Here is a 25,577-nt window from a genome sequence, read left to right on the forward strand (position 1 = left end):
ACCATGGCACAAAAAACCGCATCCATCACCCTGCGCGTGCTGGCACGCCTGCTGTCTTACCCCAACGCCGCCCTCAAGATCGACCTGGCCGACATGCAAAACGCGCTGCATGCCGAACGCGCGCTGGACAAAGACCGTCTGCAGGAGCTCGACACCCTGATCGCGTATTTGGCAAACGGCGATGCCCTGCAGCTCGAAAGCGAGTTTGTCGAACTGTTCGACCGCGGCCATTCCACGTCTTTGCACCTGTTCGAGCATGTGCACGGCGACTCGCGTGACCGTGGTCCGGCCATGATCGACCTGACCAAGACTTTTGAGGCAGCCGGGCTTTTTCTGGCCCCGGGCGAGTTGCCCGACTTTCTGCCGGTGGTGCTTGAATTTGTATCGACCCAGCCGCCCAAAGAGGCAAAAGCTTTTTTGGCGGAGATGGCGCATATCTTCAACGCCATTTTCAGTGCACTGCAACAGCGCCAGACAGCGTATGCCAGCGTGATCGGTGCCCTGCTGGAACTCAGTGGCGAAAAGGCGCAAGCCGTCAAGGTACCCGCTGACGAGCCCCTTGATTCCGCCTGGGAAGAGCCCGAGGTCTTTGGCGGCTGCTCCGTCAAAGGCCAGGACAAGCCCGGCCAGCCCCAACCCATCCATTTTGTGCGTGCCAACGCAGCCGCCACCGCAGGAGCCCCGCTATGAACACCCTTGATCACTTTCTGTTTGGCCTGTACCCCTACATCGCCTTCGTCGTCTTTGTGCTCGGCAGTCTGATCCGCTTCGACCGCGACCAGTACACCTGGAAAAGCGACTCGTCGCAAATGCTGAAAATGGGGCAACTGCGCTGGGGCAGCAACCTGTTCCACATCGGCGTGCTGTTCCTGTTCTTTGGCCACACCGTGGGCATGCTGACGCCGCACTTTGTCTATGAGCACTTCATCAGTGCCGGCGACAAACAACTCATGGCCATGATCAGCGGCGGCATTGCCGGCTTGCTGGGCTTTGTCGGTGTCACCATTCTGTTGCACCGCCGCCTGACCGAGCCACGTATCCGCATCAACTCCAAAACCAGCGACATCGTGCTGCTGGTGATGCTGTGGCTGCAACTGGCGCTGGGTCTGGCCACCGTGCCACTGTCGGGGCAACACCTGGACGGCAGCATGATGATGAAGCTGGCCGGTTGGGCGCAGGCCATTGTGACCTTCCAGCCCGGCGCGGCAGAGCTGCTGAATGAGGCGGGCTTCGTCTTCAAGGCGCACATGTTCTTAGGGCTGAGCATTTTCTTCCTCTTCCCGTTCACCCGCCTGGTGCACGTCTGGAGTGGCTTTGCCTCAGTAGGCTATTTGATGCGTCCCTACCAAGTGGTACGGTCCCGGCGCCTGAATGTGCCTGCTGGCCAAAATCAGCCGCGCCAGCCTGGCGCCGGTGTTTGAGGTAACCGCCATGCAAACCACCTCCATCACAGAGACCCCGGTGGTCAGCATCAACGGCGTTGCACTGCATAACGCCGGCGATATCTTGACAGCAGACGCGTTGCGCCAACGCGCTTACGCCGAATTGTTGCGTCAAACGGCCATTCAAAAGGGCTTGCTCAACGCCGACGACGCCCCCGGCACCGACGGTGTGACCAGCGAGGCTGCCTCCGTCGCCATCGAGGCTTTGCTGGAGCAGGAACTGGTGATTCCAGAGCCGTCCGAGGAAGCCTGCCGCCGCCATCACGCGGCCAACCAGGCAAGCCACTACACCACCGGCGAGCGCGTCAACGTGCGCCACATCTTGTTCGCGGTCACGCCAGGGGTGGACCTGAACGCCCTGCGCAAGCAAGCCGAAGGCACGCTGCTCAATGTGCGCTGCTTTGACAGCAAAAATACTGAAGCTGCCTTCTTCAAGGCTGCCACGACGCTATCCAACTGCCCCAGCGGCGCCGAGGGCGGCCAGTTGGGCTGGTTGACCACGGCCGACTGCGCACCCGAGTTTGCCAAGGAGCTTTTTGGCCACCCGGAAGTGGGTGTGCTGCCACGCCTGGTGCACAGCCGTTTCGGCCTGCATGTGGTGGAAGTCATGGGACGCGAGGCGGGCGTGGCACAGCCTTTCGAGTCGGTGCACGGCGCGGTCACCATGACACTCAAACAACAGACTTTTGTGACAGCGCTGCGACAATACCTGAGCCTGCTGGCGACTGATGCACACATCGAAGGCATTGACCTCGACAGCAGTGACACACCCCTGGTGCAGTAATTGAAAGTGAATCCATGACGATTTCAAGTTTTGACGACCTATTGCTCGCGGCTTGCGAGCAGCCGCAAGGGCAGCGACTGTTGCTGGTCTTTGCCGCCGCCGAATTGCCGGATGACGCCACCCCTGAGCAACGCGCAGGCTTTGCTCAAGGCGCAGGCGGCGCCCTGGTACCAACCATGTGCGTGGACAAAACGCCCGAAGAGATCGGCAATTTTGCACGCCTGATGCAAGAAGCCGACCAGTTCGATGCGCCATGGCGCGTCCTGTTTGCCAGCAGCTTGTCGGGGGCTGGCGACCAACCGCCCGCAAGCGATGCAGCTGAGCCTGCCCTGCAAGGCATGGTCGAGGCCATCAAGCAGGGGGCGTTCGCCAATATGATCGCCTTCGACACGGTGGGCAATGCCATCGCCCTCGCCTAGTTCTGACCATGGGTGCCGAGATTATTGACTTGCAGCGCTTTCTGGCGGGTTCGCCGCTGTTCAGTGGCTTGTCTCCCGATGAGTTGTGGCGCATCACTCAAAGCAGTGATCTCAAGAATTACACCAAGGGCGAAATGATCTTCAGCGTGGGTGAAGCCTGCGAGGCCTTCCACATCGTGGTCAGCGGCCAGGTCAAACTGTTCGTGGTGTCGCCGGCGGGCTACGAAAAAGTAATCGAAATCATCAGCCCAGGACAAAGCTTTGCCGAGGCACTGGTGTTTTTGGACAAACCCTACATCCTCAGCGCCCAGGCGCTCGCCGACACAGTGCTGGTGAACGTGAGCAAACGCGGTGTGGTCAGCGAAATCGAACAAGACGCCCACTTTGCCCTGCACATGCTGGCCGGTGTTTCACGGCGTCTGCATGGCTTGATCCAGGACGTGGAAGCCTATGCGCTACGCAACGGCATGCAGCGCCTGATCGGCTACCTGCTGCGCGATGTCGAGATGGACCCTGCCAGCGGGCAAAACACGGTCACGGTCTCGCTGCCCGCGAGCAAAGCCACCATCGCCTCACGCCTGTCGCTCACCCCGGAGTACTTTTCTCGCGTACTGCACGAACTCGAAGCCCAGCAGCTCATCGCCATCGACCGGCGCGACATCCGGATTCCGGATGTGCAAAAACTGCTGGGATACGGCGCGCAGTAATAATGGCGGTGGCTGCGTGGTCAGCCACACCATGAAGCCAAACACCGGGCCCTTCAACCTGCAGCGTTACCTGTCAGTCATGCCGCTTTTCAGCGACTTGTCCGACGCCGAGCGCGCCCGCCTGGTATCGGGCTGCCTGCTCCAGCGTCTGACGCGCGGCGACATGGTTTTCAGAACCGGTGAACTCTGCGACGCTTTTTATGTGGTGATTCTGGGCCAGGTCAAGCTTTTTGTGTCTGCCCCGAACGGCCAGGAAAAGGTGATTGAAATTGCGGGACCTGGCCGCAGTTTTGCCGAGTCCATGATGTTTCTGGAGGTGCCCTACATCCTGAATGGGCAAGCGCTCATCGACTCACTGCTGCTGCGTGTCAGCAAAGCCACTGTGTTCAGCGAGATCGAACAGGACCCACGCTTTGCCCTGCGCATGCTGGCGGGTATTTCACGCCGTCTGCATGGCCTGGTGCAGGACGTCGAGGCCTACGCGCTGCACAGCGGCATCCAGCGCCTGATTGGCTACCTGCTGCGCGATGTGCAGAACACCGGTTCTGCCAACCCGCAGGCTATCACCGTGTCGCTGCCCGTCAGCAAGGCCACCATTGCCTCACGCCTGTCATTGACACCCGAGTACTTTTCTCGCGTACTGCATGAACTCGAAGCCGAGGGTCTGATCGCCATCGACAAGCGCGATGTGCGCATCCTGGATGTGCAGGGCCTGGCCAACTACGGCCCGCACTAGAAAAAAGCCGCAGATTCATCTCTTCAAGCCAGCAGGTAGTCCTGTCATTGCGCAACCTAATACACTACATTTAGTTTTTTTTATAGGTATTAACACTACCTATAGTGTTTTTTATTTTTAATTTGTCTGTCGTATTTGTGCAAAATCATTGAAATGTGAAATTTCCAGAACTACCATAGCAACTCGTTTTTAGGAAGGAAACCATGTCACAAACTGCCACCACACCCATTTTGACCGCGCTGGAGACCCAGCCCATCAGCATCGAAGTCCTCATCGAAAAATACAGCAAAGGCACCGAAAAAAGCATCACCGATGTGAACCAGCGCGTTGCCCGCGCCCTGGCCAAGGTTGAAGCGCCTGAGCAGCAAAAAGACTGGGAAGCCAAATTTCTGGCCACGCTAGAGGCCGGCTTTTTGCCCGCCGGGCGCATCCAGTCGGCCGCCGGCACCGACCTGGCCGCAACCCTGATTAATTGTTTTGTGCAACCCGTGGGCGACTCGATTGCCCATGTCGAAGACGGCCACCCCGGCATATACACGGCGCTCACCGAGGCCGCTGAAACCATGCGCCGTGGCGGCGGTGTGGGTTACGACTTTTCCCGTATCCGCCCGCGCGGCGCGTGGGTCGGCAGCACGCAGAGCAGCGCCTCCGGGCCGGTGAGCTACATGCGCGTGTTCGACCGATCGTGTGAAACGGTCGAGTCGGCGGGCGCCCGGCGCGGTGCCCAGATGGGGGTGCTGCGCTGCGACCACCCTGACATCGAGGAATTCATCCACGCCAAGGACAAAGGCGACCTGAAAAACTTCAACATCTCGGTGGGCGTGTCCGATGAATTCATGAACGCGGTGCAAGCCGATAGTGACTTTACCCTGGTACACAAGGCCGAGCCCGGCATGTCCCAAAAAGACGCGGGTGCCTACCACGATCAGGACAAGGGCGTGTGGGTCTATCGCAAGCTCAAGGCCCGCACCCTGTGGGACCAGATCATGCGTTCCACCTACGACCACGCCGAACCCGGCGTGCTGTTTCTGGACCAGATGAACCGCGACAACAACCTGTCATACTGCGAAACCATCGCCAGCACCAACCCCTGTGCCGAGCAACCGCTGCCCCCCTACGGCTGCTGCTGCCTGGGCTCGATCGACCTGACGCGCTTTGTCAGAGAGCCGTTTTCCGACAACGCCAGCTTTGACCGTGCCGCTTTTGCCGAAGTCGCCAAGGTGGCGGTGCGCATGCTCGACAACGTGCTCGACGCCACCGTCTGGCCGCTGCCGCAACAGCAGCAGGAAGCCGCTTCCAAGCGCCGCGTCGGGCTGGGCTACACCGGGCTGGGTGACGCGCTGGTAATGCTTAATTTGCGCTACGACACGCAAGCCGCGCGCGACATGGCGCGGCAGATCTCCGAGCAGTTGCGTGACACCTCCTACCAGGCCTCCTGCGATCTGGCCGTTGAGCGCGGCGCCTTCCCGCTGTTCAATGCCGACCTGTACCTCAGCGGCCAGAATTTTGCCACGCGCTTGCCCGCCGATCTTAAAAAACGCATTCACCAGCATGGCCTGCGCAACTCGCACCTGTTGTCGATCGCACCCACCGGCACCATCAGTCTGGCATTTGCGGACAACGCCAGCAATGGCATCGAGCCGGCTTTCAGCTGGACCTATACGCGCAAAAAACGCATGCCCGACGGCAGTTTCAAGGAATACGCGGTCGAGGACCACGCCTGGCGCCTGTACCGCCACATGTTCGGCGCAGACGCCCCCCTGACCGACGCCTTTGTCACGGCCCTGGAAATGAGCGCCCAGGCGCACGAAGAAATGGTGGCGGCTGTGGCGCCCTACATCGATACTGCCATTTCCAAAACCGTCAACGTGCCAGCCGACTACCCTTATGAAGACTTTCAGGGACTGTACACCCAGGCTTGGCAGTCGGGCCTGAAGGGCCTGGCCACTTACCGGCCCAACTCGGTGCTGGGCTCGGTGCTGAGCGTGACCGCACCACCGGTTCCGAGCAGCGCAAAACCTCTGCAGATTGACGGTGCCAACCACCGCCTGCTGCTCGATCGCCTGCCCGCTCCCGTGTTGTCATCGCTGCGCTGGCCTGGCCGCCCTGACCTGCCGGGCGGCAACCCGGCCTGGACCTTCATGGTGCACCACCCGTTCGGCGACTTTGCCCTGTTCATCGGCGAACTCTCGCTGGTCGAAGGCGGCGCACCGCAGCCCTTTGAAGTGTGGGTAAACGGCGCCGAGCAGCCGCGCGGCCTGGGCGCCATGGCCAAGACCCTGTCGATGGACTTGCGCGCCAACGACCCCGCCTGGCTGCAGCTCAAGCTCGATGCCCTGGCCACCGTCAGCGAAGAGCATTCATTCGAAATGCCGTTCCCGCCGCATGGCGAAAAGCGCCTGTTCCCGGGCGTTGTGGCCGCCACGGCAGCCGTGATCCGCTGGCGCTGCGAGCAAATCGCTGCTCAATCCACGAAAAAATCAACGAACAGCAACGCTGTTTACACCCCGGTCATCGATGCCATGTTTAGCCGCAACGAGCCCATCACCGGCCCGTCTGGCACGCTGGCCTGGGCGGTCGATGTGGACAACCCTGCCACCAGCGAAGCCTTTACCGTGACACTCAAGGAAGTCAACCTGCCCGGCCCGGACGGCAACATGGTGACGCGGCCCTGCGCGGTGGGTTTCAGCGGCAACTACCCCAGGGCAATGGACGGCCTGGCGCGTCTGCTGTCGCTCGACATGCGGGTGATCGACCCGGCCTGGATCGGCATGAAGCTGCGCAAATTGCTCAACTACGCCGAGCCCCTGGGCCACTTCATGGCTTTTGTACCGGGCCTGCCCAACGGCGAAAAGCGCCAGCAAACCTGGCCGTCAACCGTGGCCTACATTGCCCGACTGATCATCCACCGCTACGCCATGCTGGGTATTCTGAATGAAGAGGGTTATCCACTGCGCGACATGGGTGTTCTCGACACGCCAGAGGCGCGCGAAGCCAGCAAAACCATGGCCGGCAAAACCTGCCCCGAGTGCGGCAACCCCACCGTGATCCACAAGGACGGCTGCGACTTTTGCACCGCCTGTGGTTATGTGGGGCAGTGCGGCTAGGTTTGCTTGCCGTGTTGACTGTCGCGCACCACCAGCACTGGCAGCTTGGTGTGCGACAGCACGGCCTGCGCCACACTGCCGAGCACCAGTTTTTCCAGCGCGTTGCGGCCGTGTGAACCCATCACGATCAGGTCGGCCTGCAAGGAATCACCCGCTTCGACGATGCCGCGCCAGGCGGTGTGTGCTTCGACCACCGAGCTGTCGACATTGACACCGGCATCGAGCAACGCCTGCTTGGCTACCTTGACCGCCTCATTGGCTTCAGCCGTGGCAGCGCTCAAATATTCGGCCTGGCCATAGGCAAAATCGGTACCCACGCCGGTAAACGGATAGGGATCGATGACATAGATCACCGTGACCCGGCTGCCAAACGCTTTGGCCATGGCGCTAGCCTTGCCCACAGCCATTTGCGCCGTTTCAGAGCCATCGACGGGGACCAGAATATGCTTGAACATGACTTACTCCTTTTACAAAAAAAGACAAGCGCATTTTGATCCAGATCATCAGACTAGTTCTGACAAATCGCATGAAATGAATCAAATGTCTTCGGGCACCATCTTGATCGAGCCGCAGGGGCACTCCGAGACACAAATGCCGCAGCCCTTGCAATAGTCGTAATTGAATTCAAAGCCTTTGCCCGGGCCAAGTTTGATCACCGCGTTGTCCGGGCACACGCCGTAGCAGTTGTCGCATTCGAAACAATTGCCGCAGGACAGACAGCGCCGAGCCTCAAATAACGCGTTGCCCTCATCGAGGCCACCCTGCACTTCCTCGAAGGTGGATTGACGCCGGATGATGTCGAGCATCGGCCGCACCGTCTTGGGCGCGTCGCTGTAATACCAGGTGTTGAGCAAATCGAAGTTGGCAATTTCGCTTTTTGGCGCCGGTAGATAGGCCGTGCCGCGCAGCCAGGCATCGATGTTGCGGGCCGCTTTTTTGCCGTGGCCGATGGCCACCGTCACGTTGCGCTCGGCGGGCACCATGTCGCCGCCGGCGAAAATGCCATCGTGACCGGTCATCATCTGGGCATTGACCTGCACGACTCCGTCCTGCACGGCCATGCCTGGCACGCCGTCGATCAGCGACAAATCGACATCCTGGCCCAGCGCCAGCACCACCGAATCGGCTTCGAGCGTTTCGAACTCGCAGGTGGGCTGTGGAAAGCCCTTGTCATCGAGCGCCATTTTCTCGACCGTGATGGACGATTCTCCGGCCTGCTTGATGGTGGACAACCACTTGATCATGACGCCCTCTTGCAGCGCTTCCTCGACCTCGAAGTCATGCGCCGGCATCTTGTCGCGGTTGCGCCGGTAAACGATGATCGACTCGGTCGCGCCCAGCCGTTTGGCCGTGCGCGCCATGTCGATGGCCGTGTTGCCGCCGCCATAGACCACCACGCGCCGGCCGAGCAAGGGTTTGTCCTCGCCTTCCATGGAGCGCAGCACCGACACGGCGTCGAGCACCTTGGCGGAATCGCCCGCGGGAATGTAGGCGCGTTTGGCTATGTGCGCGCCCACGGCAAGAAACACGGCGTCAAAACCGCCCGCCAGCTTGGATTCGAGCACGTTCGACACCTTGCTGTTGTACTCGATGCGCACACCCAAATCCACAATGCGCTGCACTTCGGCGTCGAGCACCTCGCGCGGCAAGCGGTATTGCGGAATACCGAAGCGCATCATGCCGCCCGGCAGCGGACCGGCTTCGATCACTGTGACGGCATGACCCAGGCGCGCCAAATGGTAGGCCGCCGACAAGCCCGACGGTCCGGCGCCGACGACCATCACCTTTTTGCCCGAACTGGCTGGCGGCTTGGGAAATTTCCAGCCCTGCGCGATGGCCTCATCGCCCAGGAAGTGTTCCACCGAGTTGATGCCCACGGCCGAGTCGAGTTGACCCCGGTTGCACGCACCTTCGCAGGTGTGGTAGCACACGCGGCCCATGACGGCCGGGAAAGGGTTGTCTTCGACCAGCGTGCGCCAGGCTTGCTGGTAGTTGCCGGATTCGGCATTAAACAGCCAGCCCTGGATGTTCTCACCGGCTGGGCACTGGTGGTTGCACGGTGGTTTGCGATTGAGATAGACCGGTCGCGAAGTGCGCCAAGAGCCGGTGTGGTTGGCCAGCGAACTGCCGACATCGAGCGTGATGGCAAATGGTTTTTGCATTTTCATTCCCCTAACAAACCAAAACGGCGGATATTGCGGTCGGCGCGCGCCTGCAGGCGCGCCAGCGTGGCCACGTCGGGCTTTTTGCCAAACAGGTGGGCGAAGCGCTTTTGCGGTTTCAGGTAATCCTCCACCGGCACCTGGCGACGGATCTTGAGCACGCCGGTGACCTCGCCGCGCTCGGCTTCGAAGACCGGAAAGACACCGCTCTCCACTGCCAGACGCGATAACTTGATGGTGTCGTGCGAGGCCGCGCCCCAGCCCAGCGGGCAAGGCACAAAAATGTGGATGTAGCGCGCGCCATGCATCGACATGGCCTTGGTGACCTTGTATTCGAGGTCGCGCAAATCAGCCACAGTGGCGGTGGCCACATAGGGAATTTCGTGCGCCATGGCAATTTGCGGCACATTCTTGCCCTGCCCAAATTCATTGCCCGGGTGCTCACCCACCGTCATGGTGGTCGCCGTGCGCGCCGCCGGCGGCGTGGCGCTGGAGCGCTGCACGCCTGTGTTCATATAGGCCTCGTTGTCGTAGCAGATGTAGAGCACGTCGTCGTTGCGCTCGAACATGCCCGACAGGCAGCCAAAGCCGATGTCGGTGGTGCCACCGTCGCCACCCTGCGCCACCACGCGCACGTCGTTGCGGCCCTTGGCTTTCATGGCGGCGGCAATGCCGGTGGCCACGGCGGCGGTGTTGCCGAAAAGCGAGTGAATCCAGGGCATTTGCCACGAAGTTTCGGGGTAAGGGGTGGAAAACACCTCCAGGCAACCGGTGGCGTTGGCGGCGATCAACTGGCCGTTGGTGGCCGCCATGGCGGCATCAATGGCGTAGCGGGCGCCCAACGCCTCGCCGCAGCCCTGGCAGGCGCGGTGGCCCGAGTTGAGCGAGTTGCTGCGCGCGGGCCCTGCCTGCACGCTGCGCTGCTCGGGTGCGAGCAGGCGGTTGCCGACCGTGAAGGTGCCGGTTTGGTAAAACTTGACCAATGTCTGTTCCATGTGTGTCTCCTAAACGACCTGAGTTCCTACACTGCCCATGTCGCGCAGGATGCCTTCGGCAATCGGGCCGGAGCGGCGCTGGGTTTTCTCGCGTTCCAGCACTCGGTTGACCACGTCCCAGTCCAAGTCGAGAAAGGTCAGCAGTTCCAGTTTGTCGGCAATGGCGTCGAGCAGCAAGTTGTGCACCGAAGTCTTGGTGATGGCGCGACCACCCAGGCCGGCCACCACGGTCAGTACCGGCTGGGGCCGGTTGCGCACGGCGCTGCGCACGTCGCGCGACACAATGCCGCCAATGCCGACGGCAAAGCACTTTTCAATGACCACAATGCGCTTGGCGTTAGCCGTGGCGTCGCGAATGGCGGAAATGGGAAACGGCCGGTACGAGGTGATGCCGAGCACGCCGACCTTGATGCCTTCGGCGCGCAGATCGTCCACTGTGTCCTTGATGGTGCCCAGCACCGAGCCCAGCGCGATCACGATGGTCTCGGCGTCTTCGGTTTTATAGGTTTTGATCAGCCCGCCCGAATCGCGGCCAAACTCTTTTTTGAACTCGGCGGCAATCTGCGGAATCAGGTTGAGCGCCTGCATCTGCTTGGCATGCGCCAAATAGCGCACCTCGGTGAACGCCTCGGGGCCGACCATGGCGCCGATGGTGACCGGGTCGTTGGGGTCGAGCACCTGGCGCGGCTCGTAGGGCGGCAAAAAGCGATCCACCTGCGCCTGGTCGGGCATGTCAACCCGCTCGTAGGCGTGTGTCAGGATGAAGCCGTCCATGCACACCATCACTGGCAGCGACAACTCCTCGGCGATCTTGAAAGCCTGAATGTGCAGATCAAGCGCCTCCTGATTGGTCTCGGCAAAAATCTGCAGCCATCCGGCGTCGCGCATCGACATGCTGTCGGTGTGGTCGTTCCAGATGTTGATGGGCGCGCCAATCGAGCGGTTGGCCACCGTCATCACAATCGGCAGGCCCAGGCCCGAGGCGTTGTAAACCGCCTCGGCCATGAACAACAGTCCCTGGCTGGCCGTGGCCGTGTAGGACCGCGCACCGGCAGCAGAGGCGCCAATGGCGACGCTCATGGCGGCAAACTCAGACTCGACGTTGATGAACTCGCAGGGCGTCAAGTCACCCGACTTCACCATCTCGCCCAGGCCTTCCACAATGTGGGTTTGTGGGGAAATGGGATAGGCGCAAATCACCTCCGGGCGGCTCAGCGCCACGGCTTTGGCTACGGCATGCGAGCCTTCGCATTGTTCAAGCATGGTGTGTCTCCTCGGTCTTCTGGCTCATGACGGTGTTGTAGGCTTCAGCGGCCGCCGCCTTGTTGCCCAGCGCGACAGCGCCCTTGAATTTTTCATCGATGGCACTTTGCACGGCCGCGAGCGAAATCAATTTGCACAGGGCGGCAAAGGCACCGAGCAGGGGCACATTGGGTACCGCACGGCCCACATGCTTCATGGCCAGCTCGGAGGCGGGCACGGTCAGCAAATGGTCGCTTGGGAAGCCTTTGATAAATTCACCGATGCCCAATTCCTCGAAACTGCGGATGGTGTTGATCAAAATAAAGCCGTCTTTCTTGAGGCCGCTGAACACGTCCACCTGGTGCAGCAGCGTGGGGTCCTGAATGATGATGGCATCGGGCTGCATGATCGGCTCGCGCAAGCGAATTTCCTTGTCGTCCATGCGGCAAAAAGCCACCACCGGCGCGCCGGTGCGCTCCGAGCCAAAACTCGGAAAAGCCTGCGCGTGGCGACCTCCCTGAAACGCAGCGATGGACATCATCTCTGCCCCCGTGACAACCCCTTGGCCGCCGCGTCCGTGAATGCGAACCTGAAACATGGTGTGCTCCTCAAATGTTGGCAGGTCAAACAGGCGAAGTGTCTGCGGCCTCTTTTCAACAGTGCGAATCATCTTCCCGTCACACATCGGCCATTTGATTTGGATCAAACTCTTTTACGATAAGGAACTCTATTTCATATCATGGAATACGGACAACTAATCCTGCAGCGCCGCGTACACCATGTCCCGAAACAGCATGCGGTAGTACTCGCGCTGATTCGGCGCCTGCAGCATCAAAATTCCAAACAGATCCAACGCCGGATCGACAAAGAATGTGGTTCCCGCCAGGCCGCCCCAAAAGTAGGTGCCGACAGAACCCGGCACTGGCGCCACGCCCAGGTGTTTGCGCACCGCAAAGCCCAGGCCAAAGCCGTGCCCGGCGGGCAGCAACGAACGGGAGCCGGCGCTGAAAACCGGGATATCGCCCAAATGATCGGTGGTCATGAAATCGACCGTGCGCGGCCCCAGCAATCGCACACCCGAGAGTTCGCCGCGGTTCAGCATGAACTGCAGGAAGCGGGCGTAGTCCATCGCGGTTGAGGTGAGCCCGCCACCGCCTGATGCCAGCGCCGCATCATTGCGCACATCGATCACGCGCATCTGCACACCGCCATCGGGGTCGCGCGCAAACGGTTCGGCAATCAGCTCGTGGTGCTGCTCCTGCACATGAAACGCGGTGTCATGCATACCCAGCGGCTCAAAGATGCGTTCGCGCAGAAACGCCTGCAACGTCTGGCCCGACACCACCTCGACCACCCGCCCCAGCACGTCGGTGGCGCGGCTGTACTCAAACGCCGTGCCTGGCTCGAAGATCAGCGGCAGGCTGGCCAGTTGCCGGGTAAAGTCAGCCAGAGTTCGCTCGCGCGAGCCAATGCGCAACTGGGTGTACTGGCGCTGCACCGGCGTGCTGCCGAGAAACTCGTAAGTCATGCCGGCGGTGTGGCGCAGCAAATCATGCAGCGTGGCGGCGCGCCCCGCCGCTTGCAGTTGCACCGTGCCATCAACTTGGGCAGCCACTTGCTGCGCCGCGAATTCAGGCAAATGGCTCGCCACCGGATCGTTGAGCAGCAGCTTGCCTTCTTCCAGCAACATCATCGCCGCCACCGAGACGATCGGCTTGGTCATGGAATAGATACGAAAGCGGGCGTCAATCGTCATGGCCACCCCGGTGGCGGGGTCAAGCTGTCCCACGCTGTCGAACAAGGCCACCTGACCATGCCGCGCCACGACCGCCACGGCGCCAGGCAGGCGTTTTTTAGCCACTTCGGCCTGCAACACGTCCATCAGTTTTTGCAGGCGCTGCGGGCACAGTCCCACTTTTTCAGGGGCAACAGAATTCAGAGGCATCACTTCTCCATGGTTTCATTGGCATAAGCCGGCAAGCGGACGCCGCAATGGCGGCAAAAATTGGCATCGGGCATATGGCCCTCGGTCAGGCATTCCTGGCAGGTTCGGGTGGTGGTGGGCGCATTGCGCGCATAGGCCATTTCAGCCGTGACAATGCCGGTGGGCACCGCCAGCGTGCCCCAACCCAGCAGCATCATGGCCGACGCAATCAGCCGGCCAAAATCTGTTTTTGGGGTGATGTCGCCAAAGCCAACCGTGGTCATGGTGGTGATGGCCCAATAGACCGAAGTTGGAATGCTGGTGAAGCCGTTGACGGGGCCTTCGACCACATACATCAGCGTGCCGATCACCAGCACGATCATCAGCACAGCGGTCAGAAACACCATGATCTTGCGCTTGCTGGCGCGCAAGGCCTGGCCGATCGTGTGGTACTCCGACACATAGGCCGTGAGCTTGAAGACACGGAACACCCGCAGCAGCCGCAAGATGCGCACGTCGATCAGCACCGCCACCTCGGGCACCAGCAGGGCCAGGTAAGTAGGCAACAGCGCCAGCAGATCGACGATGCCGTAAAAACTGAAAACGTAGCGCCAGGGGTGGCGCACACAACTCAGGCGCGCCGCGTACTCCAGGGTGAACACCAGGGTAAAAAACCACTCGGCCAGTATCAACCAGTCGTGAAAGCGGTTGCTGATGTCATGCACGCTGTCAGCTATCACCACCGCCACGCTGGCCAGAATGACTGCAATCAGCGTCTGATCGAAAAGGCGACCGGCGTGGGTATCGGCTTCAAAAATAATGGTGTAAAGCCGCAAGCGCCAGCCCGTCAGGGGCTTGCCCAGTACTTTCGCTTTCAAATAGGTCATCTATGCCTCAAAGTCGATTCGTTGTCATGGATTTTGACAGCCAATGCCTTGCATGGCATGTTTACTGCTAGCATTTTGGCCGTGAGACGTTTTTTCAGCGAACTGAATCAGCTTATGAGCAAATTGCATATACCTCAAGCGTAAACCCGGATGCAAAAGCATTCGGCGCACTGTTACAGTGCAATTCTTGTTGAGAAACCCTTTCGTTGGATCAACATCACTCGTTTTCCTTTTTTAACTGGAGTAACTAAATATGCGCATCAGCAATCTTAAAAACCTGGCAATCCTGGCAACCGCCCTGGGCACCCTGGCCGCACTTCCTGCCCACGCAGGCAAAACGCTGGACGGCATCAAGGCCCGTGGTCAAGTCGTTTGCGGCGTGAACACCGGCCTGGCTGGTTTTGGTGCTGCCGATTCAAACGGCAAATGGAGCGGCCTGGACGTGGACGTGTGCCGCGCCATCGCAGCTGCCACACTGGGCGACGCTGAAAAAGTCAAATATGTGCCCCTCAACGCGCAACAACGCTTTACCGCCCTGCAATCTGGCGAAGTGGATATTCTGTCGCGCAACACCACCTTCACCCTGACCCGTGATGCCTCGCTGGGCCTGAATTCCACGGTCACCACTTATTACGACGGCCAGGGTTTCATGGTACCGCTCAAGAGCAAGATCAAGAGCGCCAAGCAGCTCAAGGGCCAAACGGTCTGCGTGCAGTCCGGCACCACCACCGAGAAAAATCTCACCGACTACTCCAAGGCCAACGGTCTGAACATCAAACCCGTGGTGTTCGAGAAGCTCGAAGCCGCTGAAAACGCCTATTTCACCGGCCGTTGCATTGCCTACACCACCGATGCGTCAGGCCTGGCCTCGACCCGTAACAAGGTGGCAAAAAACCCGGCTGACCACATCATCCTGCCCGAACTGATCTCCAAGGAACCGCTCGGTCCAATGGTTCGCCGCGGTGACGATGAGTGGTTTGCCATTGTCAAATGGACCATCTACGGTCTGCTCGAAGCCGAAGAGTACGGCATCACCCAAGCCAATGTGGACAGTCTGAAAACCACCAGCAAAGACCCGGTTGTGACCCGCATTCTGGGTGTCTCCGAAGACACCGGCAAGCTGCTGGGCCTGAGCAAGGACTGGATGGCCAACGCCATCAAGGCCACCGGCAATTACGGCGATATTTTCGAGCGAAATGTCGGCCCCAAATCAGCCCTGGGCCTGCCCCGTGGTGTCAACAACCAGTGGAACAAGGGTGGCCTGATGTACGCCTACCCGGTCCGTTAATCCAAGCGCACAGCGCCCAAAGCGCCGCCTGACATCGTCACAAGCGATTCATGCGGCGCTTTTTTTTTGATGGATGGCAAGCACGATGAAACCACAAACTCCTCCCAAAAAAAATAACTGGTCCTGGCGCAGCCAGGCCTTCCGGGGCCTGATTTACCAGCTCATCGCCATTGCGGCCATTGCCGGCGTGGCCTGGTTTCTGGCCCACAACACGCTCGTCAACATGCGGGTGCGCGGCATCCAGAGCGGCTTTGATTTCTTGAACCAGGCCGCCGGCTTCGACATTGGCGAAAGCCTGTACCCCTTTGATTCGGCACAACCCTATTGGCAAGCGTTTTTGGTCGGTGTCACCAACACGCTGCGCGTGGCCGTGCTGGGCATCATTCTGGCGACCATCCTGGGCACCCTGCTGGGTGTGGGCCGCTTCTCGCGCAACGCCCTGGTGCGCGGCCTGTGCCTGTCTTACGTTGAATTTTTCCGCAACATCCCGGTGCTGCTGCAATTGCTGATGTGGTACGTGATCCTGACCGAAGTGTTGCCCGCAGCGGCGGATGCCTGGACGCTGGGACCGCTATTTTTGAGCAAGGGGGGCCTGAACTTCCCTATCCCGGTCTGGAGCACCGGGCAACTCTGGGCTGCCTACGGCTTGTTGCCCGGCTTGCTGCTGGGCTGGGCTTACCGGCGCTGGGCCATCAGCCAGTTCGAGGCCACCGGGCGACCCCGCAGCATGGTGCTGCTGCCCGCGTTGATCGTGCTGCTGTCGAGCTTTGCGGGTTGGGCTTTGGGGGGTGCGCCCACCGAGTTCAATCGCCCCGTCAAAGGTGATTTTTCGATTGAAAACGGTGGTGCCCTGACGCCTGAATTTCTGGCGGTGCTGATGGGTTTGACGCTTTACACGGCGTCCTTCATTGCCGAAGTGGTGCGCGGGGGCATTGCCTCGGTGGCGCGCGGCCAGGGCGAAGCGGCCTCGGCTCTGGGCTTGAACCGCAACCAGGAAATGCGTCTGGTCATGCTGCCGCAAGCGCTGCGCGTCATCATTCCCCCGCTCACCAACCAATACCTGAATCTGACCAAAAACTCTTCGCTCGCCGTGGCCATTGGCTACCCCGATGTGGTGTCGATCGCCAACACGGCGCTCAACCAGACCGGGCGTGCCGTGGAATGCATCTCGCTGGTGATGCTGGTGTACCTGATCACCTCGCTGGGCACGTCCCTGCTGATGAACTGGTACAACAGCCGTGCCGCCATCAAGGAACGTTGAACAGGACCAAGCCATGAATACCACAACGTTTCAACCGATCGCGCCGCGCCCGGCACCCGTCAATACCGAGGGCCCGGTGGCCTGGGTCAAGGCCAACTTGCTGGCCGACTGGAAAACCTCGCTGGCCACCCTCATCATTGGCGGCGTGCTGCTGTGGCTGGTGCCGCAAATCCTGAACTGGGCCATCGTCAAGGCCGTCTGGGTGCCCGACTACGATGCCTGCCGCGCCGACGGCGCGGGCGCCTGCTGGGGCGTGATTGCCGAAAAATACCGCATCATCATTTTTGGCCGCTACCCGTTCGAAGAACAGTGGCGCCCGCTGGTCGCCACGGTGCTGCTCATTGGCTTGCTGGTGGCCAGTTGCATGCGCAAGTTCTGGCACGCGTGGCTGCCGCTGCTCTGGATTGTGGTGTTCGCCGTCTTCTTTGCACTGATGTACGGCAACACGATGGGCCTGAGCCGTGTGGAGACCGATCGCTGGGGCGGCCTGCCCCTGACGATTCTGCTGGCCTCGGTGTCATTGGTGCTGTCGTTCCCGATTGCCCTGCTGGTGGCGCTTGGGCGACGCTCCAATCTGCCCGCCATTCGCAGCTTTTGCACCCTTTATGTCGAGCTGATCCGCGGTGTGCCGCTGATCTCGGTGCTGTTCATGGCCTCGTTCATGTTCCCGCTGTTCATGCCGCCCGATGTCAAGATCGATGTGCTGGTGCGCGTGCTGGTGGGCATCACGCTGTTTGCCGCGGCTTATTCGGCCGAGGTCATTCGGGGCGGCCTGCAGGCGGTACCCAAGGGCCAGGTCGAAGCTGCCGCCACACTGGGCTTGTCGTACTGGCAAACCCAGCGCAAGATCGTCCTGCCGCAGGCGCTGGCCATGGTGGTGCCGGGCATCATGAACAACTTCATCTCCACCTTCAAGGACACCTCGCTGGTGACCATCGTGAGCCTGTACGAATTGACGGGCGCCATGAGCCTGGCGCTCAATTCAGACGCCAACTGGCGGCCGTTCACCATTGAGGGCTACATCTTCATCGCGCTGATTTATTTTGTGTTTTGCTTCTCCATGTCGCGCTACAGCCACTGGGTGGAGACGCAGGTCAACAAGAGCAAATTGAGATAACGGTTATGTACCGTCATTGCGAGGAACCCCGCGACGCGGCAATCCATGAACCCTGGATTGCCACGCTTCGCTCGCAATGACAAATTTCCTGTCCACGATTTTCAATACCTCAACAGATCATCATCATGGCTGACACCAATACCTCCACCCCCATCATCACCTTTGACAAAGTCAACAAGTGGTACGGCAACAACTTTCATGTGCTGCGCGACATCGACCTGAGCGTGGCCAAGGGCGAGCGCATCGTCATCTGCGGGCCATCGGGCTCGGGCAAATCCACCCTGATCCGCTGCATCAACCGCCTCGAAGAACACCAGCAGGGCCACCTGATTGTCGATGGCACCGAACTGACCGACGACGTCAAGGCGATTGACCGCGTGCGCAAGGAAGTCGGCATGGTGTTCCAGCAGTTCAACCTGTTCCCGCACCTCACGGTGCTGGAAAACCTGACGCTGTCGCCGATGTGGGTCGGCAAAATGCCCAAGAAAGAAGCCGAAGAAAAAGCCATGGTCCAGCTCAACCGGGTGCGCATCGCCGAACAGGCCAACAAGTACCCGCTGCAGCTTTCGGGCGGTCAGCAGCAGCGTGTGGCGATTGCCCGCGCCTTATGCCTGAAACCCAAGATCATGCTGTTCGACGAACCCACCAGCGCGCTCGACCCCGAGATGATCAAGGAAGTGCTCGACGTGATGATCGCCATGGCCGACGAAGGCATCACCATGCTCTGCGTCACGCACGAAATGGGATTTGCCAAGGCAGTGGCCGACCGCGTGATCTTCATGGACCAGGGCCAGATCGTCGAGCAAAACAACCCGCACGACTTCTTCAACAACCCGCAAAGCGAGCGCAGCAAGGACTTTTTGTCAAAGATCCTGGGACATTAACTCCCGGCCACCTTCATCTTGCCGATGAGGATCGAGCCCACGGTTTTGGCGCCATAGTTGTAGGCATCGGCGCCCACCGCCACGATGCCCTTGAGCATGGCCTTCATGTTGCCGGCAATGGTGATCTCGTGCACTGGATAAGCGATGCGGCCTTTTTCCACCCAGAAGCCGCTGGCCCCGCGCGAATAGTCGCCGGTCACGTAGTTGACGCCGCTGCCCATCAGCTCGGTCACAAATAGCCCGGTGCCCAGGCGCTGCAGCATGGCCTCCAGATCGTCGCCAGCGCGGGTCAGGCGCGACGTGAACACCAGGTTGTGCGAGCCGCCCGCATTGCCCGTGGTTTTCATGCCCAGTTTGCGCGCCGAGTAGCTGCCCAGAAAATAGCCCTGCACCCTGCCCGCCTCGACCACGCTGCGCGCCCGCACCCGCACGCCTTCGTCGTCAAACGGCGAGCTGCCCTTGCCGCGCTTGATGAACGGGTCTTCCAGAATGTCAATGTGCTTGGGAAACACCGGTTTGCCCAAAGAATCGAGCAAAAAACTGCTCTTGCGGTACAGCGCGCCGCCGCTGACGGCCTGCACAAAGCTGCCCAGCAGGCCGGCGGCCAGCGGCGACTCGAACAGCACCGGGCATTCGGTGGTGGCGATCTTGCGGGCATGCAGGCGGCTCAAAGCGCGCTCGGCGGCATAACGCCCCACCGCCTCGGGGGAAGCCAGCTCGGCGGCATTGCGCTGCGAGCTGTACCAGTAGTCGCGCTGCATATCATCGCCGCGCCCGGCAATCGGCGACACCGACACCGAATGGCGCGAGCTGGCGTAGCCGCCGCGAAAGCCATGCGTGTGGGCGCTGAAAAAGTGCGACTGCTGGGCCGACACGCCAGCGCCCTCGCTGTTGGTAATACGCTTGTCCACGGCTAACGCAGCCGTCTCGGCCTGCAGCGCAATCTGCGCCGCCTGCTCGCTGGTGATCGTCCAGGGGAAAAACAACTCCAGGTCGGTGCGCTGCTCATCAGCGCGGGCAATGTCGGCCTCGTCGGGCAGCGCCGCAAACGGGTCTTCAGCGGTAAAACGGGCAATGTCGAACGCGGCCTGCACGGTCTGCTCGATGGCCGCCTGCGAAAAATCGGAGGTGCTGGCGTTGCCGCGGCGCTGGCCCAGGTGCACGGTGATGCCGAGCGACTTGTCACGGTTGCGCTCCACGTTTTCCAGCTCGCCCTTGCGCACCGACACGCTCAGGCCGCAGCCCTCCGAGGCGTGCGCCGCGGCGTCGGTGGCGCCGAGTTTTTTGGCATGGGCCAGGGCCGAATCGACCAGACCTTCAAAAAAAGTGCGGCTGTAGCTGAAGCCATTGGCCGGCATATCGGCGCTTTTGTTTGACGGGGTAGCGGCGGCGCGGCTCGACTTGGAAGCGCGCCTGGGGGTGTTGGATGTGTTCATAGCGCGGCTATGATACTTGTCTATGTCAAGAAAACTCAAAAAAGGCTATTTCGTGCGTGGCGAGTTCGTCGCCGAGGGCAGCGAGCGCGACCTGGAGCTCAAGGCCGAGCTCAAGGGCACCGACGACCAAAGCCGCACCGACCTCAAACGCGAGAGCACCGAGCTGCAAAAGCTGGGCGCCGATTTGCTGGAACTGCGCGCCGATACGCTGGCCAGGCTGGACCTGTCCGACAAGTTCAAGGATGCAATTGAAGAAGCCAAACGCATCACCAACTTCGAGGGCAAGCGGCGCCAGATGCAGTTCATCGGCAAACTCATGCGCAAGCTCGAACCCGAGGTGCTCGAAGCCGTCAAAAAGGCGCTCCATGACGAAGCCACCGGCTCGGCCGCCGACAACCTGACGCTGCACCAGGCCGAGATCTGGCGCGACCGCCTGATTGCCGACGACGATGCCGCCGCCCAATGGATCACCCAGAACCCCGGCTGCGACAACCAGCAGCTGCGCGCGCTGATTCGCCAGGCGCGCAAGGACGCCAAGCCAGCCAAACCCGGCGCCCTGCCGCGCCATGGCCGCGCCTATCGCGAAATATTTCAACTGGTGCGCGAGCAGCTCGGCGCCATTCCGCCGCACGACCACACCGACACGCCTTTCAGCCCCGCCAGAGAAGCCTCATGAGTACCGCTGTTGCCAACCCCTACCCACCCGTCAAAATCGGCATCGTTTCGGTCAGCGACCGCGCCTCAGCCGGCATCTACGTTGACAAAGGCCTGCCCGCGCTGCAAGACTGGCTCAGCCGCGCTTTAAAGAACCCGCTGCAGTTCGAACCGCGCCTGATCCCTGACGAGCAGGCCGCTATTCAAGCAGCGCTGATCGAGCTGGTGGACGCCGGCTGCGCCCTGGTGCTCACCACCGGCGGCACCGGCCCGGCGCTGCGCGACGTCACCCCTGAAGCCACACTGGCCGTGGCGCACAAGGAAATGCCTGGCTTTGGCGAGCAGATGCGCCAGATCAGCCTGAACTTTGTGCCCACCGCGATTCTGTCGCGCCAGGTGGCGGTGATCCGCAACCAGACCCTCATCATCAACCTGCCGGGCCAGCCCAAGTCGATCGCCGAAACGCTGGAAGGCCTGCGCGACGCTGACGGCAAATCAGTGGTGCCCGGCATCTTTGCCGCCGTGCCCTATTGCATCGACCTGATCGGCGGGCCGTACCTGGAAGCCGATGAAGCGGTGTGCAAGGCCTGGCGCCCCAAAACTGCGGTCCGGAGTTTTCCCACTACACCATAGCGTCTGATCGGGCCAGGTTCAGCGCCAGCAGGCGCTTGAGGATTTCGTCGTCGGGCATGGCTGGCGTGTAGTCTGTCCAGCCGTAAGCAGCGGCCACGGCCTGATCAAGTTGCTGGTGCGCCATGCTGAGCCAGGCTGGTCTGGCGTTGTAGAGATTGGTGAGCGTGCGTTTTTGCAGGGCCTTGAGGTCAGCCTCGGTGATGCCGGGCTTGGGCTCGATGCGGTCGGGGTAAGGCGACTTGTCCAGCCCCAGCGGTGTGACTTCGGGCACCTTGTGCGTCCACTCGGGCGGGTTCAGCCAGTGCTCCCTAAGATCGTTGAGTTTCTTGGCGGCGTTGGCGATTTGGATGGCCGCTTGACGCAAGTTTTGTGCGCCTTGACCCGGCAGGGCTGGCTCGGACGCCGGGGGCTCATACGCTTCGCTTTTTAAAATCGCCCCCGACATCCGAGCCACCCCCGCCTTTAACGGTTGTTCTTGCAACTGCGCGGGGATCAGGGCACCGGTTTCCAGTAACTCGGTTTGCTGGTGGGCAGTGTCGGCGGGCGTGAGGCCTGCGGGGAAGGGGAAGGTTTCGAAGCAGGATTTGGCGTTGTAGGTTGGGTCGTTGCCCACACCGTGCATGGACGCTTGCGCCAGTGACCAGGCTTCGTGAGTGCGTGAACTCAGGATGCCGAAAGTCGTGTCGTCTGCTCGGGCAACAATGAGTAACCTTGAATCTGGTGAAACCGATACTGGCAACCAGGAAAAATATCGGTACTTTGCAACTCGCGGTGTCACCACATACCGAATAAGACCTTTAACGCCTTGTCGCATATCCGCGCCATTGCGACCAAATCGCCACCAATTTTCTCTGCGACCACGATCATTGTTCAATTCGCGCTCAGGTTTTACATGCAAAGTGACATAGCTGAATGGCTCTTGATACAAGGCCGCATCAACCAGTGCCGTACTAACGCCATAGTCAATAACCCAATGGTCTTTTGGCCTGTCTGACATGTCTGATCCATTGCGCCAAGGCAATAACACCTCAGCATTTGACCGGCCGTGTGGGTTGGGCAAACTCAACCATTGCCTAGCCAAAGCGCCGTCAATCTCAAAAGGACCAGATTTTTCGGCTCCTTTGAAGGCTGCTGCACCGTTTGCGGGCAGCGGATGCGCTTCCGTTAAATTCAAACCGTTACCACCCGTCAGGTCAGCGTGGATAGCGGCAACAGTTTGCCCGTTCAACATGACATTCTGACAACCCGATTTTTCAGGAACGGCAGCAGCAAAACAGATCAGCGACACGCGTACTGCAGCACCCTCGTTGACCCAGGACTCATCGCTCCAGGCATCCACTATTTTGGCAGTCGCGCAAATGGCCGTCAGCACGGCGCGGTTCGAACCAGCACGTATTGACTGCGTTGCGACCAGTCCGGCAGCCTCCAGCCCATCGCTTTCAATCGCTATCCTCGCCTTGTCGAACCAGTAACACACCAGATCAGCGCCACCCGGCACACGACCCGAAAACACGGTGTCGAGCGCCTTGAAGTAATCGTCACCCAATTCCCGGCGCTTCTTGCTGCCACCCAAAAACGGCGGGTTGCCGATCACCACATTGGCTTTGGGCCAGATGGCTTCCCGAACGCCCGCAGAACCGGGGTCAGAGCCCGAGTTTTGCTGCGCAAAATCGGGATCCGACCCCACTTCTGCTGCACCTGGTTCTTCCACATCAACGGGCGATCCGACGTCCAGGGGCGTGGGTGGGGCGGATGTCGGGGGCGATTTTAAAAAGCGAAGCGTATGAGCCCCCGGCGTCTGCCCTGCCCGCGGCCCGGGTTCAGGGCAGAGCGTTTCAACGGTCGCTGTTGAATTGGGGTCAGAGCCCGAGTTTCTCTTCGCGAAATCGGGATCCGACCCCAATTCAACGGGAAAAGTAAGCAGCGCATCGCGGCACTCGATGTGGTCCAGCGGCTCCAGCACCGGGTTGGTCTTGAACTCGTAGCCGTGCGCCATGCGCCACTGCAGTTCGCCAATCCAGACCGTGACGCGGGCCAGTTCGGCGGCGTATTCGTTGAGCTCGATGCCCAGCACATTGTGCGGGCCGGTGACCAGATCGGCCTCGCGGTCGAGCCCGCACATGGCGGCATCCAAATGGCTTTTGTGCTCGATGTCCTTGAGCGCCTTGAGGCCCATGAACAAAAAGTTGCCACTGCCACACGCCGGATCCAGCACGCGGTAGTTCCTGAGGTCTTCCAGCCACAAGACGAACCTGGCTTTGCCGCCTTGATAGTGCTTGTCGCCCTTCTTTTTGCTCTTGCTCAGCAGCGCCCGGATGTCCTGCGCCACCAGTTCCCATTTTTGAAGTAACGGACGGCTCAGCACGGGCTCGATGATGCGCAAAATGGTGGCCGGGTCGGTGTAATGGGCGCCGAGCTGGCTGCGTTTGGCGGGGTCCAGGCCGCGCTCGAACAGCGTGCCGAAGATCGACACATCGATGGCCGACCAGTTCAGCGCGGCGGCATTGCGCAGTTCGGTCACTTCCATGATGCTCAAGGCGGGCACCTTGACTTTTTTGAACAGACCGCCGTTGAACCAGGGAATGTCGTCGTTGCCGTACAGGCCGCCGTCGCACATGGCAATGAACAGGTTGGTCAGGCCCCGGGTGAGTTTGTCGGCGGTGAGCTGCTTGTTGTTGACCAGGCCCTCGAACATGCGCGCGGGCAGCAGGCCCACGTCTTCGGCAAAAAAACAGAACAGGCACTGGGTCAGGAAGTGGGCAACTTCGTCGGGGTCGTTGTCACGCTTGCGCAGGCCATCGGCCAGCGTGGCAAAACTTCTGGCAGCGGCTTCGGTGATGTCGCGGCTGGTTTTCTTGGGGCGAAAGCTCTCGGGGTCGGTCCACAGGCGGCGCAGCAGCGCCTGCTTGGCGGGCTGGTCCAGCTCGCCAAGCAACACGGTGTGGACTTCGGACGGGTGGCCGTTGAACTGGGTGTGGATGCGAATGGTGAGGCGGTCGCACACCACCAGCAGCGGCGGATTGGAAAGCGCCAGGCTGTAGGTGAGCAGCTGCTTGAGCGCGGTGTCCAGGCTCTTGCCGGGAGCCTTGTTTTCCCAGGCGAAATGGTTGCGCATGAACACGTCGGCATAACCCCGCGCCTCGCCCAGCACCAGCGTGTCCTGCTCAAAAATGTAGTCGCCCGAGCTGCCTGGCTTGGGCACACCCAGCAACTGGCACAGATCCATGAAGTGCGCCTGCGCGCCCTGGCGCTCGTTGAGCTCAAAGGCCGGGCCACCGGGGCCCCAGTTGGCGATGAAGTCTTGGGGGCTCATCAAACCGCGTTCATTGGGTATGCAATTTTTCCTGTAGCCAGACCTTGATCAGTGACTGGTAAGGCACGTCCCTGGAATTGGCCGCCGTCTTGATGCCGTCCAGCAAATGCTGCGGTAACCTCAAGGAGATGGTTTTTGTGGTGGGTTTGAGATTGGGCAGGCTGACGTTTTTGGCTGTCGTCCAATCGACAAATTCGGCGGAGTCATGCGCCTCCCAAAACTCTTGCTCTTGAGATTCGTTGGCAAATTGCGGCAGGGGTTTAAGTTTTTTGTTCATAAATCGCTCTTTCTTTACGGTGCATGTCTCTGGCTGAAATGACCCGAATCAAGGTGGCAGCTTGCCTCAAGGTAAGAGTAAGGTGCAGTAATCGTCCCAAATCAGTTTTACCCAGAGCATGCAGTCGCGGTTCAAGCTGACTATGATTTGCGTCGGCAAGCATTAGCAACGGCTGATGAAAAAAAACCTGCTCAGCCTCACTCATGGAGACACCATGCTTGTCGTTCTTGCGCCGGTTGCCTTCGTCCCAGTCAAAGCCGACTATTGCATCAAAATCAATCATATTTGAATATTATCATCATATACAAC

The 25,577-nt window shown here is 60.4% G+C and carries 24 protein-coding genes; 13 read left to right on the plus strand and 11 right to left on the minus strand.

Annotated features, from left to right (window positions below; genetic code table 11):
- Positions 1-3 precede the first annotated feature (3 nt).
- The 7 genes from narJ to PHF15_RS03560 all read left to right on the plus strand — a co-directional run bounded on the left by narJ (position 4) and on the right by PHF15_RS03560 (position 7,195).
- Complete coding sequence (gene narJ / locus PHF15_RS03530) at positions 4-690, plus strand: nitrate reductase molybdenum cofactor assembly chaperone (protein WP_300118984.1); 687 nt, start codon at positions 4-6, stop codon at positions 688-690.
- The gene (narI, locus tag PHF15_RS03535) at positions 687-1,421 is read left to right on the plus strand and encodes a respiratory nitrate reductase subunit gamma (protein WP_300118985.1); all 735 of its coding nucleotides are present in this window, start codon (positions 687-689) and stop codon (positions 1,419-1,421) included. Before narJ ends, narI begins: the two co-directional genes overlap by 4 nt.
- Before the next feature lie 10 nt (positions 1,422-1,431).
- A complete protein-coding gene (locus tag PHF15_RS03540) occupies positions 1,432-2,226 on the plus strand; it encodes a peptidylprolyl isomerase (protein WP_300119096.1) in 795 nt (264 codons plus the stop codon).
- Between the two features lie 14 nt (positions 2,227-2,240).
- Entirely contained in the window at positions 2,241-2,645 is a 405-nt protein-coding gene (locus PHF15_RS03545; protein ID WP_300118986.1) for a ribonucleotide reductase subunit alpha, read from the plus strand.
- Positions 2,646-2,653: 8 nt separating this feature from the next.
- Complete coding sequence (locus PHF15_RS03550) at positions 2,654-3,352, plus strand: Crp/Fnr family transcriptional regulator (protein WP_300118988.1); 699 nt, start codon at positions 2,654-2,656, stop codon at positions 3,350-3,352.
- 31 nt (positions 3,353-3,383) lie between these two features.
- The gene (locus PHF15_RS03555) at positions 3,384-4,088 is read left to right on the plus strand and encodes a Crp/Fnr family transcriptional regulator (RefSeq protein ID WP_300118989.1); all 705 of its coding nucleotides are present in this window, start codon (positions 3,384-3,386) and stop codon (positions 4,086-4,088) included.
- Between the two features lie 203 nt (positions 4,089-4,291).
- Positions 4,292-7,195, plus strand: a complete 2,904-nt coding sequence (locus PHF15_RS03560; RefSeq protein WP_300118990.1) for an adenosylcobalamin-dependent ribonucleoside-diphosphate reductase — start codon at positions 4,292-4,294, stop codon at positions 7,193-7,195.
- On the opposite strand, the gene PHF15_RS03565 is transcribed toward PHF15_RS03560, so the two are convergent.
- The 7 genes from PHF15_RS03565 to PHF15_RS03595 all read right to left on the minus strand — a co-directional run bounded on the left by PHF15_RS03565 (position 7,192) and on the right by PHF15_RS03595 (position 14,405).
- Positions 7,192-7,650, minus strand: coding sequence for a universal stress protein (locus PHF15_RS03565; RefSeq protein ID WP_300118992.1), 459 nt, complete (start codon positions 7,648-7,650; stop codon positions 7,192-7,194). The two genes, PHF15_RS03560 and PHF15_RS03565, sit on opposite strands and share 4 nt — an antisense overlap.
- 81 nt (positions 7,651-7,731) lie before the next feature.
- Positions 7,732-9,357, minus strand: a complete 1,626-nt coding sequence (locus tag PHF15_RS03570) for an NAD(P)-binding protein (protein ID WP_300118993.1) — start codon at positions 9,355-9,357, stop codon at positions 7,732-7,734.
- A 2-nt stretch (positions 9,358-9,359) separates the two neighbouring features.
- A complete protein-coding gene (locus tag PHF15_RS03575) occupies positions 9,360-10,352 on the minus strand; it encodes a thiamine pyrophosphate-dependent enzyme (RefSeq protein ID WP_300118995.1) in 993 nt (330 codons plus the stop codon).
- Positions 10,353-10,361: 9 nt separating this feature from the next.
- Entirely contained in the window at positions 10,362-11,615 is a 1,254-nt protein-coding gene (locus PHF15_RS03580) for a transketolase C-terminal domain-containing protein (RefSeq protein WP_300118997.1), read from the minus strand.
- Positions 11,608-12,192: a 2-oxoacid:acceptor oxidoreductase family protein gene (locus PHF15_RS03585; RefSeq protein WP_300118999.1), complete on the minus strand. Its 585-nt coding sequence runs from the start codon at positions 12,190-12,192 to the stop codon at positions 11,608-11,610. Before PHF15_RS03585 ends, PHF15_RS03580 begins: the two co-directional genes overlap by 8 nt.
- Before the next feature lie 156 nt (positions 12,193-12,348).
- Positions 12,349-13,539, minus strand: coding sequence for a serine hydrolase (locus PHF15_RS03590; RefSeq protein ID WP_300119001.1), 1,191 nt, complete (start codon positions 13,537-13,539; stop codon positions 12,349-12,351).
- Positions 13,539-14,405, minus strand: coding sequence for an ion transporter (locus PHF15_RS03595; protein ID WP_300119003.1), 867 nt, complete (start codon positions 14,403-14,405; stop codon positions 13,539-13,541). The genes PHF15_RS03590 and PHF15_RS03595 overlap by 1 nt, the downstream gene beginning before the upstream one ends.
- A gap of 253 nt (positions 14,406-14,658) precedes the next feature.
- On the opposite strand from PHF15_RS03595, the gene PHF15_RS03600 reads away from it, so the two are divergent.
- From PHF15_RS03600 to PHF15_RS03615, 4 genes are all read left to right on the plus strand, one after another.
- Positions 14,659-15,693, plus strand: coding sequence for an amino acid ABC transporter substrate-binding protein (locus PHF15_RS03600; protein ID WP_300119005.1), 1,035 nt, complete (start codon positions 14,659-14,661; stop codon positions 15,691-15,693).
- Positions 15,694-15,778: 85 nt separating this feature from the next.
- Positions 15,779-16,954, plus strand: coding sequence for an ABC transporter permease subunit (locus tag PHF15_RS03605; protein ID WP_300119007.1), 1,176 nt, complete (start codon positions 15,779-15,781; stop codon positions 16,952-16,954).
- Between the two features lie 13 nt (positions 16,955-16,967).
- Positions 16,968-18,071, plus strand: coding sequence for an amino acid ABC transporter permease (locus tag PHF15_RS03610; RefSeq protein WP_300119009.1), 1,104 nt, complete (start codon positions 16,968-16,970; stop codon positions 18,069-18,071).
- 125 nt (positions 18,072-18,196) lie between these two features.
- Positions 18,197-18,955: an amino acid ABC transporter ATP-binding protein gene (locus tag PHF15_RS03615; protein ID WP_300119011.1), complete on the plus strand. Its 759-nt coding sequence runs from the start codon at positions 18,197-18,199 to the stop codon at positions 18,953-18,955.
- Here the strand turns inward: PHF15_RS03615 and pmbA are convergent.
- Entirely contained in the window at positions 18,952-20,313 is a 1,362-nt protein-coding gene (pmbA, locus tag PHF15_RS03620) for a metalloprotease PmbA (protein ID WP_300119097.1), read from the minus strand. The genes PHF15_RS03615 and pmbA overlap by 4 nt on opposite strands.
- A gap of 100 nt (positions 20,314-20,413) precedes the next feature.
- Between pmbA and yjgA the strand changes: the two genes are divergently transcribed.
- A complete protein-coding gene (gene yjgA / locus PHF15_RS03625; RefSeq protein ID WP_300119013.1) occupies positions 20,414-21,067 on the plus strand; it encodes a ribosome biogenesis factor YjgA in 654 nt (217 codons plus the stop codon).
- The gene (gene mog / locus PHF15_RS03630; protein WP_300119015.1) at positions 21,064-21,678 is read left to right on the plus strand and encodes a molybdopterin adenylyltransferase; all 615 of its coding nucleotides are present in this window, start codon (positions 21,064-21,066) and stop codon (positions 21,676-21,678) included. Before yjgA ends, mog begins: the two co-directional genes overlap by 4 nt.
- On the opposite strand, the gene PHF15_RS03635 is transcribed toward mog, so the two are convergent.
- Genes PHF15_RS03635 through PHF15_RS03645 form a run of 3 tightly spaced genes read right to left on the minus strand, consistent with a single transcriptional unit; the run spans position 21,668 to position 25,551 of the window.
- Complete coding sequence (locus PHF15_RS03635; RefSeq protein WP_300119017.1) at positions 21,668-24,991, minus strand: DNA methyltransferase; 3,324 nt, start codon at positions 24,989-24,991, stop codon at positions 21,668-21,670. The genes mog and PHF15_RS03635 overlap by 11 nt on opposite strands.
- Before the next feature lie 10 nt (positions 24,992-25,001).
- Complete coding sequence (locus tag PHF15_RS03640) at positions 25,002-25,268, minus strand: BrnA antitoxin family protein (RefSeq protein WP_300119019.1); 267 nt, start codon at positions 25,266-25,268, stop codon at positions 25,002-25,004.
- A complete protein-coding gene (locus PHF15_RS03645) occupies positions 25,252-25,551 on the minus strand; it encodes a BrnT family toxin (protein ID WP_300119020.1) in 300 nt (99 codons plus the stop codon). Before PHF15_RS03645 ends, PHF15_RS03640 begins: the two co-directional genes overlap by 17 nt.
- Positions 25,552-25,577: the final 26 nt, after the last annotated feature.

The sequence above is a fragment of the Rhodoferax sp. genome (assembly GCF_028689295.1).
GTDB lineage: Bacteria > Pseudomonadota > Gammaproteobacteria > Burkholderiales > Burkholderiaceae_C > Rhodoferax.